At 70.3% G+C, this 16,742-nt stretch carries 12 protein-coding genes; 5 read left to right on the plus strand and 7 right to left on the minus strand.

Translation table 11 applies throughout. The features are described 5' to 3' along the window. Positions 1 to 113 precede the first annotated feature (113 nt). From HQ312_RS11370 to HQ312_RS11380, 3 genes are all read left to right on the plus strand, one after another. Positions 114 to 1,493: a zinc-dependent metalloprotease gene (locus HQ312_RS11370; RefSeq protein ID WP_222638653.1), complete on the plus strand. Its 1,380-nt coding sequence runs from the start codon at positions 114 to 116 to the stop codon at positions 1,491 to 1,493. A gap of 123 nt (positions 1,494 to 1,616) precedes the next feature. Next, positions 1,617 to 2,498 carry a hypothetical protein gene (locus HQ312_RS11375; RefSeq protein WP_261782247.1) on the plus strand — a complete coding sequence of 294 codons (882 nt, stop codon included), beginning with the start codon at positions 1,617 to 1,619 and terminating at the stop codon, positions 2,496 to 2,498. A gap of 83 nt (positions 2,499 to 2,581) precedes the next feature. Then, a complete protein-coding gene (locus HQ312_RS11380) occupies positions 2,582 to 3,892 on the plus strand; it encodes an AarF/ABC1/UbiB kinase family protein (RefSeq protein ID WP_222638654.1) in 1,311 nt (436 codons plus the stop codon). Positions 3,893 to 3,915: 23 nt separating this feature from the next. On the opposite strand, the gene HQ312_RS11385 is transcribed toward HQ312_RS11380, so the two are convergent. From HQ312_RS11385 to HQ312_RS11395, 3 genes are all read right to left on the minus strand, one after another. Beyond that, positions 3,916 to 4,260, minus strand: a complete 345-nt coding sequence (locus HQ312_RS11385) for a WhiB family transcriptional regulator (protein WP_155957109.1) — start codon at positions 4,258 to 4,260, stop codon at positions 3,916 to 3,918. Between the two features lie 151 nt (positions 4,261 to 4,411). Next, positions 4,412 to 4,675 (minus strand): hypothetical protein, encoded by a 264-nt coding sequence (locus tag HQ312_RS11390; RefSeq protein WP_222638655.1) that lies wholly within the window; start codon positions 4,673 to 4,675, stop codon positions 4,412 to 4,414. A gap of 89 nt (positions 4,676 to 4,764) precedes the next feature. Further along, positions 4,765 to 6,894 (minus strand): ATP-dependent DNA helicase UvrD2, encoded by a 2,130-nt coding sequence (locus tag HQ312_RS11395; protein WP_222638656.1) that lies wholly within the window; start codon positions 6,892 to 6,894, stop codon positions 4,765 to 4,767. A gap of 136 nt (positions 6,895 to 7,030) precedes the next feature. Here HQ312_RS11395 and HQ312_RS11400 point away from each other — a divergent pair, with 136 nt between their 5' ends. After that, a complete protein-coding gene (locus HQ312_RS11400) occupies positions 7,031 to 7,258 on the plus strand; it encodes a mycoredoxin (protein WP_037186837.1) in 228 nt (75 codons plus the stop codon). 20 nt (positions 7,259 to 7,278) lie between these two features. Here HQ312_RS11400 and nudC read toward each other — a convergent pair whose 3' ends face one another. Further along, a complete protein-coding gene (gene nudC / locus HQ312_RS11405; protein ID WP_222638777.1) occupies positions 7,279 to 8,154 on the minus strand; it encodes an NAD(+) diphosphatase in 876 nt (291 codons plus the stop codon). A gap of 87 nt (positions 8,155 to 8,241) precedes the next feature. Further along, the gene (locus HQ312_RS11410) at positions 8,242 to 9,312 is read right to left on the minus strand and encodes a TrkA family potassium uptake protein (protein ID WP_027506830.1); all 1,071 of its coding nucleotides are present in this window, start codon (positions 9,310 to 9,312) and stop codon (positions 8,242 to 8,244) included. 159 nt (positions 9,313 to 9,471) lie between these two features. On the opposite strand from HQ312_RS11410, the gene HQ312_RS11415 reads away from it, so the two are divergent. Continuing rightward, on the plus strand, positions 9,472 to 9,903 hold the full coding sequence (locus HQ312_RS11415) for a hypothetical protein (RefSeq protein ID WP_051613612.1): 432 nt from the start codon (positions 9,472 to 9,474) through the stop codon (positions 9,901 to 9,903). On the opposite strand, the gene HQ312_RS11420 is transcribed toward HQ312_RS11415, so the two are convergent. Next, entirely contained in the window at positions 9,904 to 13,260 is a 3,357-nt protein-coding gene (locus HQ312_RS11420; RefSeq protein WP_222638657.1) for an ATP-dependent DNA helicase, read from the minus strand. Beyond that, on the minus strand, positions 13,257 to 16,646 hold the full coding sequence (locus tag HQ312_RS11425) for an ATP-dependent DNA helicase (protein WP_222638658.1): 3,390 nt from the start codon (positions 16,644 to 16,646) through the stop codon (positions 13,257 to 13,259). Before HQ312_RS11425 ends, HQ312_RS11420 begins: the two co-directional genes overlap by 4 nt. Positions 16,647 to 16,742: the final 96 nt, after the last annotated feature.

The following is a 16,742-nucleotide window of genomic DNA, read 5'->3' on the forward strand; positions in this document are numbered from 1 at the left end:
CACCGTCAACGCTGTCGGGGAGACGCGTCGACGTCGCCCGTGGCGTCGCTGTGTTCGCGCTCGGCGCACTCGGCATCGCCGCCGAACCCGTGTTCGGCTTGTACCGTTGAACCATGACCAACACGCCTTTCGGATTCTCCAATTCCGACGACGACCCGGACAAGAACGAGGGGTCGAGCGGCGGCTCCGGCACGCCCGGAGGTGGTGCCGGCGGATTCGGTTTCGGCGCCGAGGGTTTCGATCCGGCGGCGCTCGGCCAGATGTTCACGCAGATGGGTCAGATGTTCAGCGGGATGGGTTCCGGTGCCACGTCCGGACCGGTGAACTACGACCTGGCGAAGAAGCTGGCCCTCCAGCAGATCGGGTCGACCCCTCCCGTGCGGGAGGGATCGAAGTCCGCCGTCGTCGACGCGGCGCACCTGGCGGAGCAGTGGCTGAACGAGGCCACCATCCTCCCGGCCGGCGCGGTGCGCACCGAGGCGTGGACTCCGCAGGAATGGTTGGACAACACGCTCGACACGTGGAAGCGGTTGTGCGATCCCGTCGCCGAGCAGATCTCCGGCATGTGGACCTCCGCGTTGCCGCCGGAGGCGCAACAGATGGTCGGTCCGATGATCGGCATGCTCGGTCAGATGGGCGGCATGGCGTTCGGCTCCCAGCTGGGCCAGGCATTGGGCCAGCTGGCAAAGGAGGTCCTCACCTCGACCGACATCGGCCTGCCGCTCGGCCCCTCGGACACTGCGGCGCTGCTTCCCGACGCCGTCGCGGTGTTCAGCGAGGGCACCGAGCTGCCCGAGCGCGAGGTCCTCGTGTTCCTGGCCGCGCGCGAGGTCGCCCACCACCGTCTCTACTCGCACGTGCCGTGGCTGCGTCAGCGCGTTCTGGCCACCGTCGAGGAGTACGCGCGCGGCATCCGGATGGACTTCGGTGCCATCGAGGAGGCGGCCCGCGGTATCGATCCGTCCGCGCTCACCGACCCGAGCCAGCTGGAGAAGATCCTGCAGCAGGGTGCGTTCGAGCCGCAGACGACCCCGGAGCAGAAGGCGGCCCTGGAGCGCCTCGAGACACTGCTGGCCCTCGTCGAGGGGTGGGTGGACACGGTGGTGACCACCGCTCTGGGCGAGCGGCTGCCGGGAGCGTCCGCGCTGTCGGAGACGATGCGGCGCCGTCGCGCGTCCGGCGGCCCGGCCGAGCAGACCTTCGCGACGCTCATCGGCCTCGAATTGCGGCCGCGCAAGGTGCGTGAAGCAGCCGATCTGTGGCGTCGACTGACCGACGCTGCGGGTATCGACGGCCGCGACGGTGTGTGGGCCCACCCCGATCTGCTGCCCGACACCGCGGACCTCGACGACTCGTCGTCCTTCATCGATCGCATCGTGGGCGGGGACACCGGGTCCTTCGACGACCCCATCGCTCAGCTCGAGGAGTTCGAGCGCAAGCGCGCGGCCGAGAAGAAGGCCGAGGGAGACGACGAGGGCCCCGCCCCCGTCTGATTCCGCCGACCTGGGACTTTCCGACGCCCGCGCGACTGGGTCGCAGGTCGGAGCGCCGCACACCTGTGGACAAGCGGTGCGGGACACCCCCGTCCGCAGTGTGGGGCGTGCCATCGTCTGCGCATGACGGAGACACGCCACGCGAGCTCGCCCGAGATCGCCCGCACGCGCGCCGACCGGGACGGCCTCCCGCACCTGGCCGAGTCGGTCACGCTCCTCGTGCGCCGAGACGGTCGGCTGCAGGTCGGCTGGCATCCCGAGCGCCGGGTGGTCCTCACCCCGCCGGACGGCGTGACACCGGCCGTCATGGCCTCGGTGCTGCGTCTCCTGGACGGACGACGGTCGATACCCGACGTGTACTGGCGTGCAGCCGAACTCGGCGTGGACGCGGCAGTGCTCACCGCGGTGCAGGCCGAACTCGAACGACTGGGCGTGCTCGGACGTCGTCGTCCGCGGTCGTCCGCCGTCCGCACGGTCCTCGTTCTGGGACGCGGTCCCCTGTCGGATGCGGTGTCCATCGGGTTGTCCCCGACGGGCCGCGTCCAGCGCCGGCACGTGTCGCTCCCCCACAGACTCGCGGACGTCGACTGCGTGGTCGTGGCGGACACCGTGCTCTGTGCTCCCGAGGTCTCCCGGGTGCTCATGGACGACGGCATCCCGCACCTTCCCGTGCGGCTGCGCGACGGCGTCGGCGTGGTGGGTCCGCTCGTCCTGCCCGGACACACGCCCTGCCTCGAGTGCGTCGAGCTGACGCGGTGCGACTACGACCGGGAATGGCCGCACCTCGCCGCGCAGCTACTCGGCACCGTCGGGTCCGCGAGCGGCGCCACCATCGCCGCCACCGCGGCGTTCGCGGTCGCGCAGGTCACCGAGTTCCTCGACGCACACGCGGACTCGCCCGCACCGATGACCGTCGGGCACAGCCTGGAGGTGGACCTCGTCGCCGCGGCCACCCGCCGTCGACGATGGCCGCGTCACCTGTTGTGCACCTGCGCTCGTCGGTGACGGACGGTGTGACGTGTCACGGATGCGCGGCCGGGTCTCGGCCGGTCGCGGCGCGTCGGCCGATCGTCAGACATGATGGAGTCATGCCCGACATCCCCCGCAGCAGTTCCGCCCGGACAGCCAAGCTGGCCAGCATCCCCCTCGGGATGGCAGGCCGCGCAGCGATGGGCTTCGGACGCAAACTCGCGGGCGGAAATCGTGCGGAGATCGACGCCGAACTCAGCGCCAAGGCCGCCCAGCAGATGTTCGCCGTCCTCGGCGAACTCAAGGGCGGAGCGATGAAGTTGGGTCAGGCTCTCAGCGTCATGGAGGCGGCCGTACCCGAGGAGATGGCAGAGCCCTACCGCGAGGCGCTGACCAAGCTGCAGGCCGAGGCGCCCCCGATGCCGATCGTGACGGTTCATCGGGTGATGGATCAACAGCTCGGCACCGGGTGGCGCTCGCGCATCTCCGACTTCGACGACACGGCCACCGCGTCGGCCTCCATCGGGCAGGTGCACAGAGCGACTTGGTCCGACGGTCGCGACGTGGCGGTCAAGATCCAGTACCCGGGTGCGGACGAGGCGCTGAAGGCCGACCTCAAGACGCTGTCGCGTTTCGTCGGCATCCTCGGCACCATCGTGCCGGGAACCGACGTGAAGGCCGTCCTCGACGAGATGTCGGCGCGCACGGAGGAGGAACTCGACTACCGGATCGAAGGCGAGAACCAGCGTGCGTTCGCCGCGGTCTACGACGGGGACGAAAGATTCGCCGTGCCTCGTGTCGTGGCGAGTGCTCCCAAGGTGGTCATCACGGAGTGGATGGAAGGAACGTCCCTCTCCTCCGTCATCGCCACCGGAACCGCGGAGCAGCGCAACACCGCCGGCGAGAACCTGGCCCGCTTCCACTTCGAATCGGCGGAGCGCGTCCGCCGCATCCACGGCGATCCGCACCCCGGCAACTTCAAGTTGCTCGCCGACGGCAGGCTCGGCGTCATCGACTTCGGTGCGTGCCTCACTCTCCCCGACGGTCTGCCCCCGGAACTCGGTCGGATGGTGCGACTCTCGCGCGACGAGGAGTTCGACGAGCTGACGGAACTGCTGCGCGAGACGGGATTCGTGATTCCCGGCCGCGAGGTCACCGAGCAGGAGATCGCCGACTATCTCCGCCCCTTCACCGATCCGATCAAGACCGAGTCGTTCCACTTCACTCGAAAGTGGCTGCAGGGCACGGCAGGCAAGGCCGCGGACTTCAACGGTCCGCAGTTCCGTACGGCCCGGTCCCTCAATCTGCCGCCGCGGTACGCGGTGATCTTCCGCGTTCTCCTGGGATCGGTGGGCATCTGCGCCCAGCTCGACGCGAATGCTCCGTACATGGCGATTCTCACCGAGTGGATGCCCGGGTTCGCCGAGTAGCCGGGCGACACCCGCACCGACCGTCAAGCACAGACGACGGACGGTGCGGGTGAAACCGGGTTCTTGCGGGGACGGCCGCGAGACCGCTTGCGCGCGATGACGACTCCCTGATCGAAGATCTCGCCGCCCCACACTCCCCACGGCTCGGCACGGTCGAGCGCCGCGTCGAGGCACCCCGACCTGATGGGGCAGTGTGCGCACAGCTGCTTGGCGCGTTCGAGACGGTCGGGCGACTCGGCGAACCAGAGATCCGGATCGGCTCGGCGGCACGGCAACTGATCTGCGACGAAGTCGTCGATGGCGGCCACGGACCGGTCGGTCGTGGTGTCGTCGGTGCGGCATGTCGTCCGGGTGGTGGCGGGTGACACGTCGTTCTCCTCTTCTGCTGCGATTCACGGTGGTGTCGAACTCGACAGATCTGGCGAGATCCGTGAACGGCGTCGAGGGGTGTCCCACGACGAAGGCCACGGTTCGCAGGTGCGAATCCGTGGCCTTCGACGAAGGAATGCTGTGCGGTGCCTATCGAGTGATGTCCCGATCGACTCCGGTGCCCACGGATGCGCGATGCGCCCAGCGCTCGCGGTGACGGCGCGGCAAGGGTGCCACTCCGAAACCGGTCGTGCGCAGTGCGATTGCTTCGGCGACTGCGCCTGCGCCTGCGCCGGCTTTGTTCATGCCGGTGCTGAAGACGGCAGACTTCTGCTGCAGAAGCGCTGCGGTGGTGTAGATCTCCACGGGTGACACCTCCTTCGGCGGCGAGTCGGAATCGAGCAGGTCACGCACCGGAAACCCTCACGGGGCGCGCGGTACGAAATACACAGTAAACGGCTGTCTCAGACCGCACAACCCTTTTTCGACCTGCGGAGATGCGCTCACTCGGTGGCGGAGAGACGGGCGTCGACGAGCGCCAAGACGTCGGCTCCGAACCGCTCGAGCTTCTTCGCCCCGATACCCGGGATCGCGACGAGCCCGCGATCGTCGCGTGGCCGTTGCTCCGCGATGGCGGTCAGCGTGTTGTCGCTGAAGACCACGTAGGCAGGAACCTTGAGCGCTTTCGACGTCTCCGACCGCCAGGTCCGCAGGGATTCGAGCAGAGCGATGTCGACGTCGGACGGGCAGTTCTCACACCGGCCGAGCATGGTGGCCACCGTGCCGATGACGGGCTTGCCGCACACACGGCAGACCGGCCGCTTCTTGTGGACGGTGGGTGCGGCGATGCGCGATGCGGGCGACGACTCGGGAACCAGGTCGACCAGGAACCGCGAACGCCGACGCGACTTGCGACCGCCCTCGTTGCGGGCCAGCGCCCAGGACAGTTCGAGGTGCTCCCTGGCGCGCGTCACACCCACGTACAACAGGCGACGCTCCTCCTCCACCGCGGCCTCGTCGGGCGACGAGTTGTTGTCTCCCAGAGCGTGACTGATGGGCAGCGTGCCGTCGGTGAGACCGACGAGGAAGACCGCGTCCCATTCGAGTCCCTTGGCGGCGTGCAGTGACGCCAGCGTCACCCCCTCCACCACCGGAGGGTGCCGAGCCTCCGCGCGCATCGCGAACTCACGCACCAGTCCCTCGAGATCGAGATCGGGTATCTGGACGACGAGATCCTCGGTCAGCGCGACGAGAGCCCGCAACGCAGCCCACTTCTCCCGCGCCTGAGCACCGTTGGGTTCCGTCGCCGACAGTCCCAGGGGAGCCAGCACCGCCTCCACGAGCCGCGGCAGCCCGGCCCCGCTGCGTGCGTCGGACGGCAGGTCGTCCCGGGCGGCGCTCGACCGAACGGCGGCGACGGCCGACCGGACGTCCTGCCGCTGGAAGAAGCTCTCGCCGCCGCGGATCTGATACGGAATTGCCAGATCCGTCAGCGCCTTCTCGTGCGCCTCGGAATGAGCGTTGATGCGATAGAGCACAGCGATCTCGGACGGCGCCGTGCCAGTACGGATCAACTGTTGAATGGTGCGCGCGACTCCCGCTGCCTCGGACGCCTCGTCGTCGTACTCCACGAAGGTGGGGTCCGGTCCCGCCGCGCGCTGTCCGATGAGCTGGAGCCGTGTCCCCGCGATGCGCCCCTTCGCCGCGCCGATGACCTTGTTGGCGAGCCCGACGACCTCCGGCGTGGACCGGTAGTCGCGCTCCAGGCGCACCACCGTCGCCTCCGGGAACCGCCGCGAGAAGTCGAGCAGGAACCGCGGTGTGGCCCCGGTGAAGGAGTAGATGGTCTGGTTGGCGTCGCCGACCACCGTCAGGTCGTCCCGATCGCCCAGCCAGGCGTCCAACACACGCTGCTGCAGTGGAGTGACGTCCTGGTACTCGTCCACGACGAAGCACCGGTACCGCTCGCGGAACTCCTGTGCGACGGACGGACTGTTCTCGAGCGCCGCCGCCGTGTGCAGCAGCAGATCGTCGAAGTCGAGGAGCACAGCATCGGGATCGCGGTTCTTGAGTTCCTCGTAACCCTCGTAGACCGCGGCGACACGATCCGCGTCGGTCGGCGTGTCGCGGTGCAGCCGTGCGGCGGCGGCCGGATAGTCCTCGGGCGCGATCAGCGAGGCCTTGGCCCACTCGATCTCACCCGCCAGGTCGCGGACACTGTCGGTGGACGTCGAGACGCCGGCAGCGGAGGCGGCCTGCCCGACGACGCCGAACTTGCGATCCAGCAGACGCCAGTCCGTGTTTCCCACGACCTGCGGCCAGAAGTACTTGAGCTGCCGCATCGCGGCGGCATGGAACGTGCGCGCCTGCACCTGCCCGTCGGACGACTGCCCCCGGATACCGAGGACGCGGAGCCGTTCGCGCATCTCCCCCGCAGCCCGCGCGGTGAACGTGACGGCGAGGACCTGACTCGGCTTGACGTGCCCGTCCGCGACGAGGTGGGCGATGCGACGGGTGATCGTCCTGGTCTTGCCGGTTCCTGCACCCGCGAGCACACACACGGGGCCTCGCGGAGCGAGCACGGCGGCCGACTGTTCGGGGTCGAGACCCTCCACCGCATCCCTGTCGTTCACGTGGCCATCATGTCAGCCCGCACCGACACCGCCGGCGCGCCCACCGCCCGATCGGAACAACCGTCGATGACTCCGCGTTGAGAGTTGCGTGACCACAGCACAGCAGAAAGACACAGCCCACGTGCCCGCAGTGACGATGTACTCGACGACCTGGTGCGGCTACTGCCGACGTCTCAAGACGCAGCTCGACGAGAACGGCATCGCCTACACGGAGATCGACATCGAGAAGGATCCCGCGTCCGCCGAGTTCGTCGGGAGCGTCAACAACGGAAACCACGTCGTGCCGACTCTGAAGTACGCCGACGGTTCCACTGCGACCAACCCCAGCCTCGCGCAGGTCAAGAAGGCCATCGGCCTGAACTGAGCCGCGGGCGCTCGCGTTCGTCAGGACTCGAGCGCCGCCCACGACTCCACCATCGCGCGGGCGATGGAGATGCTTCCCGGAAGCAGGAGCGGAGCGTCCTTCGAGGCGCTCCAGTCCCCGGCGGCGAGGGCGGTGCGTACCTCGTCACGGGTGAACCATCGCGCCTCCGCGATCTCACCGTCGTTGAACGACAGCGGTTGTGCAGCGTTCGCGCGCGCCGCGAACCCGATCATCACCGAGCGCGGGAACGGCCAGGGTTGACTGCCGAGATAGGTGATGTCGGACACGTCGAGACCGACCTCCTCGCCAACCTCGCGGCTCACGCACGTCTCGAGCGACTCCCCCGCCTCCACGAAACCGGCGAGCACCGACATCCGACGCTCCGGCCACATCGGCTGGCGTGCGAGGAGGACGCGGTCCGCCCCGTCGTGCACGAGGACGATGATCGCCGGGTCGGACCGAGGCCACTCCTCGTGGCCCGTGAGGGTGCTGGTGCGGGACCACCCCGCCGACGAGAGCACGGTCGGTGATCCGTCGCGCGCACTGAACGCCGCTGACCGGTGCCAGTTCAACAACGCCACCGCCGTCACGACCAGCCCCGCCGACGACTCCGTGAGGACGTCGCCGAACGACCGCAGATCCGTCACCTCGCCGGCGAGTGCGGAGACGGAGACCGCCCAGACGTGGTGGTCGTCGACGACTCCCAGGAACACCGCGTCCTCCGGCGGCGAGTCCGCCGTGTCGACGGCCGGCACGAGCGCCACTCGACCGTCCTCGACCGGCACGCGACCCTGACTGTCCACACGCAACAGCCGTGCGGTGGGCCACCCTGCGGCGAGTGCCGCGTCGTCGCGACGCAATTCCTCGGCGCGGTCGATCGGGGAACGCGAGAGCATGGGCTCGGACAGAAGTCGGAAGGACACGTCACGACCCTACTGACCGGGTCCGACTGCGGCAGATCCGGTGCACCGCAGTGCGGCTGGTCAGTTGGAGACGCGTCGGATGTAGAGCAGTCTGTCGTCCGCCTCGATCGCATCGACCTCGGGCGAACCGACCCGCACCAGGCGACCGTCACGGACCACACCGAGCACGATGTCCGACAGGTGGCGGGGCGATCCGCCGACCTCGTCGCGTTCGACCTCGCGCTCGGCGATCGCGAAGCCCGCCTCGGGGGTCAGCAGATCCTCCATCATCTCCACGACGCTCGGCGTGGTCGTCGCGATGCCCAGCAGTCGCCCGGCGGTCTCCGAGGAGACCACCACGGAATCGGCGCCCGACTGGCGCAGGAGATGCACGTTCTCCGCCTCGCGCACCGCGGCCACGATCTTCGCCTTGGGCGCGATCTCCCGCGCCGTGAGCGTCACCAGCACGGCGGTGTCGTCCCGGTTGGTCGCGACGATGATCGACGCGGCGTACTGAGCACCGGTCAGGCGCAGGACATCCGACCGGGTGGCCGAGCCCTGCACGGTCACCAGGCCCAGGTTGCTCGCCGCGTCCAGGGACGACTGATCGGTGTCGACGACCACGATGTCCGAGGCCGACACCCCGTCTCCGAGCATCGCGGCGATCGCGGTGCGACCCTTCGTGCCGTACCCGACGACCACGGTGTGATTGCGCACGTTGCGCCTCCATCGCTGAATCTTGAACGCCTGGCGCGAACGTTCGGTGAGCACTGACAGGGTGGTGCCGACGAGCAGGATCAGGAAGAAGACGCGCAGCGGCGTGATGACCAGGATGTTCACCAGGCGCGCGGACGGGGTGATGGGCGCGATGTCGCCGTAGCCGGTGGTCGACAGCGACACGGTCGTGTAATAGAAAGCGTCGAGGAAGGACAGCTGATTGTCCTGGTTGTCGGCGTACCCGTCCCGGTCCACGTAGACGACCATGGCGGCCACGAAGAGCGTGGCGAGCGCGATGATGATGCGCTGGTAGATCGCCCGCCAGGGGCTCTGCTCGAACTCCGGGATCCGCAGGACACCCACCAGTGCGAAGTCGGGGCGATCCGTGAGTCCGGTGTCGGTGTTCAGCAGCCGATTCCGCAACCGTCCTGCCATGAATGGGGTCCTCGTCCGTCGCTCGTGGTCGTCGATCCGCCTCGTCGGCTGCCGTGACTGTATCGGAGCATCGAGCCGCCGACCCCCATCAGTCGCTGCAGAACTCCGGTGCTCCACCGTCCTGTTGGCAACGAGCAGACGATGGTGCAGGCTGCGACCATGACGCTCCGCACCCTGCCGCTGCTCGATTCCGTTCGACTCCCGTCGCGCCGACGGGCGGCGGACAGGGCGGCGCAGCGACTCGCGGTCCTCCTCGGCGGAGCCGGTGTCCTGCACTTCGTCACACCGGCGCCGTTCGATTCCCAGGTGCCGCACGTGCTCCCCGGATCACCGCGGACGTACACGTACGTGTCGGGAGTGGCGGAGCTCGGACTGGCGGCCGGACTGATCGTTCCCCGCACTCGTCGCCTGACCGGCGCCGCGGCCGCCGCCTTCTTCGTGGCCGTGTTCCCGGCCAACCTGCAGATGGCCGCGTCGTGGTTGCAGAGCGAGAAGACCTCGACCGCGATGAAGGTGGGGGTCGTGGCTCGACTGCCGCTGCAGATCCCGCTGATCACGCAGTCCTGGAAGGTGTACCGCGACGCGCGCTGATCACGTCGCCGGGTCCGCGCCCGCCGTGGAGATGATCTCCGCCAACCGTTCCGCGTCCGGGAGATCCGTCGGAGACACGGTGATTCCCGATCGCACGTAGTGGAAGGCCGCCCGCACCGTGGTGAGGGGCACCGGCTCGGAGCGGGTCGCCGACATCAGCTCCGCCCAGGCGAGCCGGTAGGCGGCGAGCTGGATCGCCACCGCACGTTCCTCGGCCGGTGTCGGCTGCGCGCCGGTCTTCCAGTCCACCACCGTCCAGCCACCGTCGGAGTCCGCGAACACGGCGTCCATCCGTCCCCGCAACACGACTCCACCGACCGACGTCTCGAACGGGACCTCCACCTCGACGGGACTGCGCAACGCCCACGGTGACGCGTCGAACGCACGCTGCAGCTCCTCGAGGTCCGTGTCGGCGGCCGAGGCGCCGTCCGCCGCGCCGGGCAGCTCGTCCAGGTCGAGCAGGCGGGTCGCCCCGAAGCGTCGTTCGACCCAGGCGTGGAACGCGGTGCCGCGACGCGCCAAGGGGTTGGGCGCGAACGGGACCGGTCGCCGCAGCGTCGATGCCAGGGCGTCCGGATCCGCGACCAGGTGGACCACCTGGCTCACCGACATGGTGTCGGGCACGACGACGTCGGTTTCCGGCCGCGACACCGCATCACGTTCGGCGAGAAGCAGTTCGACGTCACGCGCCCACCCGTCGGGATCGTCGTCGTCCGGATTCTCGGACGACGATTCCTCGACCGATGCCGACTCGACGAGTGCGGCGCGCACGGCTGCAGACCCCATGATCACGTCCTCACGGCGGGCACCCAGCGGATCGGCCGGCCAGAGTGCCGTCAGTTCGACTGTCGCGTAGGGGTTGTCGGCTCCGTCCGGCGGAGTGGGTTCCCAGTGCTGCACGGTCCCGATCTCCGCGCCGCCGATCGCCGAGGTGGTCTCGACGAGGCCGTGCAGTTCGGCGAGGAACGACGAGGGACCCTTCGGCGACGAGGCGCCGGGAGCCCAGTGGTGCGCCGAGACCAGCAACACCCGCTCGGTGCGCGTGAGGGCGACGTAGAACAACCGTCGGTCCTCGTCGAGTCGGCGACGTGCGAGCGCAGCCTTGTGTTCGGTGACGGCGTCGGCGATGTCGCCGCGGTGCGTCGCGCCCTCGAGATCGAGAACGGGGACGCCCCCGGCGTCGTCACCCGGAATCGCCCTGTCACCGCGCAGGGACGGCGGTAGCTCGGCCACCGAGCCCAACCAGGACGCGGACGACCTGGTGGACGGGAACACGCTCTCGCAGACGTGCGGTACCGCCACGACCTCCCACTCCAGACCCTTGGCGGAGTGCACGGTGAGCACCTGCACCCGGTGCGGGTCGACGTCGACCTCGCCGGGCGCGAGGCCGTCCTCCACGGACTCGGCGGCGGACAGGAAGGACAGCAGTCCGGTGAGAGTCGCCGTCTGCTGATCGCCGTACTCCGCGACCACCTCGGCGAAGGCGTCGAGATGCTCGCGCCCGCCCGCGTCCCCCGACGGACGACGTGCCCCCGCCTCCACGTCGATCCCGAGCACTCGCTCGACGTCGGCGACCAGATCGGGAAGTGGCTGACCGAGCCGGTGGCGCAGTGACTGCAGTTCCCCGCCGAGGGCGAGGATGCGCCGATGTCCCGCCTCGGAGTAGCGCGACGGGTCGCCCGGATCCGCCAGGGCGTCCACCAGCCCGGACTGTTCCGATCGCTCCCCGGGCATGCCGTCCTCGAGCGCGCGCCCCAACTCCTCGGCGTCGGTGACCGTGCCCGTCCGCCCGCGGCCGGTGTGCGCCGCGATCTCCCGCGCTCGCCTCCACAGGGCACGCAGATCGGCGGCACCCAGTTGCCAGCGCGAGCCGGTGAGAACGCGCATGGCGGCGCTGCCGGCCAGCGGGTCGCTCACCAGCCGCAGCATCGCCACGAGGTCGGCGACCTCGGGCGTCCGGAGCAGCCCACCGAGTCCGACGACCTCGACCGGCAGGCCTGCGCCGCGCAGAACCTCGGCCATCGGCCCCGCATCGGCGTTGCGCCGCACCAGGACCGCCGCGGTGGGCGGAGTACGCCCGTCTTCCCGCGCCGTGCGGTACTCCCCCGCGATCGCCTCGGCGATCCACCGGCGCTCGTCGTCCACCGTGGTGGTCAGCGCGAGCCGGACATCGCCGGGCACCGCACCGGGACGCGCGCGCAACTCGTCCACCGCGACACCGCGCATGCGCAACGGGGCAGCCACCGCATTGGCCAGCGCGAGCGCCTCGGGCGGGTTGCGCCAGCTGGTCGACAACTGACGCACCGGGGCCGCATAGCGCGCCGAGCGTGGGAAGTCGGTACCGAACCGGGGCAGGTTGGCGGCGGACGCACCGCGCCAGCCGTAGATCGACTGCATCGGGTCGCCGACGGCCGTCACCGTCAGAGTGGAGTCACGGCCACCCCCGAACAGCGAGGACAGCAGGACGCGCTGCGCGTGACCGGTGTCCTGGTACTCGTCGAGCAGCACCAGCCGGCACCGTGTGCGCTCGTCGCGGCCCACGTCCGGGTGGTCCGCCGCGACACGGGCGGCCAGGGACATCTGCCGCCCGAAGTCGAGCAGTCCGTCACGGGTCATGACCTCGTGGAGCTGCGCCACCAGGGGCAGCAGATCGAGCCGGTGTTCCTGCACCTGCAGTATGCCCAGCAGGTCCTTGGTGGGACCGCCGCTCTTCTGCTTCGGGCCCGGTGGCAGATGGTGGATCAGCTTCTCGAGCTCGGTGTGGGCCTCACCCAGGTCGCCCGGTTCGACCAGGTGCTCGGCGAGCTGACCGGACAGGGCGAGCACGGATTCCGTGATCGACGCCGGTGCCCGGTCCAGTGGGACGTCGCCGTCCCATGCGGCCACCACGCGGTGGGCCAGCTGCCACAGCTCGGTCTCCGACACGAGAGTCGTGGACGGTTCGAGCGGCAGCACCATGCCGTGGCGTTGGAGCAGTCGGCCCGCGTACGAGTGGTACGTGCTCACCTCGGGCTCGCCCGACAGGACGGTGCGCCGCAGCTCACCGGACGGATCGAGACGCCGCAGCAGGTCGGACCCGGCCAATCGGGCCAGCCGTTGGCGAATGCGCGTGGTGAGCTGCTGGGCGGCCTTGCGCGTGAAGGTCAGGCCCAGCACCTCCTCCGGCCGGACCAGACCGTTGGCCACCATCCAGACCACTCTCGCCGCCATGGTCTCCGTCTTGCCGGCACCGGCGCCGGCGACGACCAGCAACGGACCGCGCGGAGCCGCGATGATCTCCGACTGCTCGTCGGTGGGCGGGAACTGGCCGAGAGCGACGGCGACCTCGGCGGGGCTCACTCGGGCCACGTCTCTCATCCTTCGGTCACCTGCCTGCCTCTGTCCTGTGCCGGGCAGGACGACGCTATCGGGCAGTGCCGACAGCCGTCGTTGACGCGAGCCTCGAACACCGGGCCCCGCGTGGCACGCGCCGCGTCGACGACGACGGTGCGCCACTGCTCGAGGGTCTCCCCCGTGAGTGCTGCCTGCGCTCGTTCGGTGGCACCGGTCCTGGTGTGCGGCTTGGCGACGTAGACCAACCGCCCGCCGCCGGGACTGCCGGCCGGTTCGCCCTCGACCGCACCGGCGGCGAGTGCCACCTGATACGTCGCGAGCTGCGCGTGCTCGGCCGTCGCCGCGGCCGTCGCCGCGTTCTTACCGGTCTTGACGTCGACGACCACGGGTCGTCCGTCGGGGTCACGTTCGAGCCGATCGATCCGTCCGCGCAGCGCGACGGCGGGCTCGTCCGGCGTGCGCGGTTCCAACACCCCGTCCACCGGCACCTCGACACCGGCCTCCGTCAGCTCGCCGCGTGAGCGTGACATCCACTCCTGGAACGTCTCGATCATGGTGGCGGTACGTGCGAGCTCCTTGCGCGAGAACCACGCAGATCCGAGATCGACTGCCACCCAGGCTTTCTCCAGCTCTCTGCGCACCTCGTCCGGCGGCACCCGGCCGGCCACTGCCTGCACCAGCGTGTGCACCAGCGTTCCGGTGACCGCGTGCACGGTGTCGCCGTCGGTGCCCCCGTTGCGTTCGAGCGCCCACCGCAGCGGGCACGCGGTGAGCACCTCCACCGTGGACGGCGACAACGACACCGGCCCGTCCGCCGGATCCCACAGCGGCAACTCGGTACTGGTTCCGGACAGCCCGTACCACTCGTCCGGGTGGGCGCCGCGCACCCCTTCCCTCGCCAGTCGCGCCAGGTGCCGTGCGGCGCGCGCACGGCGGTCGGGGTCGTTCTCCGCGACACGACGGTCGCACACGACCGCACGCAGCTCGGCGACCAGAGCGGGCAACGCGAGCACCCGGCCGAGAGGCGCGGTGGGGCCGGCACCGGAGTCGCTCTCGTCGACGTCCGAGTACCGCACGGCATCGGACGCGAGCAGGTCGTCCACGAACCTCGACCGCACGGTGTCCGCGCCACCGGTCACCGAGTCGACGGCGGTGACGAGCAGGCTCGACCGTGCGCGGCTGCACGCCACCAGGAACAGGCGACGTTCCTCCGCGAGCAACGGTGCGGTCCGCGAGACCCGATCGTCCAACTCGCGATCGCCGTCGGAGACACCCGCGGCGAGATCCACCAGGGCCTCGACCCCGAGCAGCGATCCGCGCGGGCGCAGCGCGGGCCACAGTCCCTCCTGTACGCCCGCCACCGCGACGACGTCCCACTCGCGCCCGACCGCGGCATGGGCACTCAGAATCCGCACCGCGTCGGGAACGATCGCGGGACGCCGCCCGTCGCCCACGGGAACCTCCTGGTCGGTGACGTACTCGACGAACCCCTCCAGGGTGCCGCGCGGGAGTGCGTCGACGTACGCGGCCGCGGCGTCGAACAACGCGACGACGCTGTCCAGATCCCGATCTGCCTGCACGCCGAGAGGCCCACCCCGGGCGGACGACGCCACCCACCGGCGTTCGAGCCTGGTGGCCCGCCACCCGGCCCAGAGTGCGTCCTCGACGCGACGACCGGCCGGGCCCACCGCCTTCGCGATGGCCGTGACCACGGCACGGACGCGGGTGAGCGGTGCCTTCTCGACGTCGGACAGACGTGCGACGAGCGGGTCGACCGAGGAGCCGATCATCGCGGCGCGCAGCAGCACGGACGAGTCCCGCTCGCCGCCCTCGGCCACGTCGCCCCGCCGTAGCCCGCGACGCAGTCTGCGGACGGCGAGCGGATCCGCCCCTCCGATGGGACCTTCGAGCAGTGCCAACGCAGCGTCGTCGGAGAACACCGCCGCCGACCGCTCGGGTGCGCACCGGGCAGCGGCGACCGCACGCATCGCGAGCAGCAGGGCAGCCGCACCACGGTGCCGATGCAGGGGCACGGCCGTGGCGGACGACACCACCGGCACCCCCGCGGCGTGCAGCGCGCGACGCAGGGACGGCAGCGACCGCGGAACGGAGCGGACGACGACGGCCATCTCCGACCAGGGCACGCCGTCGGCGAGATGCGCGCGGCGGAACGTGTCGGCGATGGCGGTGGCCTCCTTCGCCGTCGAGGACGCGACGACCACCCGCACCGGCGGAACCGCGCGGGTCTCCTCCTCGGCCGACGGGTGTTCGTCCTCCGCCCTGTCGTCGCGGAACTGCGTGCCGACACGGTGTGCGACCCGACCGGACAGGTGCGCGGTGATCGCCCGCTGCACCGAGCCGACACCGGAGTCCGAACGGTGGTTGCGGGACAACACGACACGACGACCACCGTGCCCGTCGTCCAGATCGGTGAGGAAGTGCGCGTCCGCGCCGCGGAAGGAGAAGACCGCCTGATCGGGATCGCCGGCGACGACGGTGGACGACGCACCGGCGGAGAGCAGCCGCACCAGCTGGGCCGCCTGCGGATCGAGGTGCTGGGCATCGTCCACCAGCACGTGGCGGATGCGCCGACGTTCGGAGACGAGCAGGTCCGGATCCGTCGCGAACGCCGTGAGCGCTGCACCCACGAGCTCGGCCGCGTCCAGTCCGGGCGACGTGGCCTCCGGAGTCTCGACGCCGACCGATCCTCGAAGCAACATCGCCTGTTCGTACTGTGCGGCGAACTTGCCCGCAGCTACCCACTCGGGCCGAGAGTGCTTCCGCCCCCACGCGATCAGGTCCTCCGGACCGAGCCCGCGTTCCGCGGCGCGCAGGACGAGATCACGGAGCTCGGACGCGAAGCCCACCAGTCCGAGCGCCGGGCGCACGCGCTCCGGCCACCGGGCGGCGCCGTCCGCGATCTCACCGCGGAGCATCTCGCGGATCACGGAGTCCTGCTCCGCGTTGGTGAGGAGACGCGGCGGCGGATTGCCGTAGGCGGACGCCTGCAACCGCAGCACGGCGAAGGCGTACGAGTGCACCGTGCGTACGAGTGGCTCGCGTGTCGCGCGGGGCTCGGAGGACACGCCCAACAGCCCGGCGGTGATCTGCTCGCGCATGTCGACGGCCGCCTGACGCGAGTGCGTGAGCACCAGGACCGACTCCGGATCGCTTCCCGGCGCCGTCATCCGCGCCACCGCCACATCGGCGACGAGCGCGGTCTTCCCGGTGCCCGGACCGCCCAGAACCTGCCACGGCCGGGAGTCGCCGGGCTCACTCGGCGCGACCAGCGGCGCACACTCCTGCGGCCACGTGCGCACCTGCGCGACACGGTGCGTCCGGCGCACCAGCCGGATACCGCCACGGGTGACAGCCGCGTCTCCGGTGGTGCCCGCGCCGTCGTCGTTCATGAGGCGCATTGCATCATGGGAGTCCGACACACCCCCAGTTCCCACACAGCCCCCTCTCCGAGACCGACTCGGTTCCGCCACCGCGTCGACACTCGA

Origin of the sequence: Rhodococcus sp. BP-316 (genome assembly GCF_019836105.1) — a bacterium.
Taxonomy (GTDB): Bacteria; Actinomycetota; Actinomycetes; order Mycobacteriales; family Mycobacteriaceae; genus Rhodococcoides.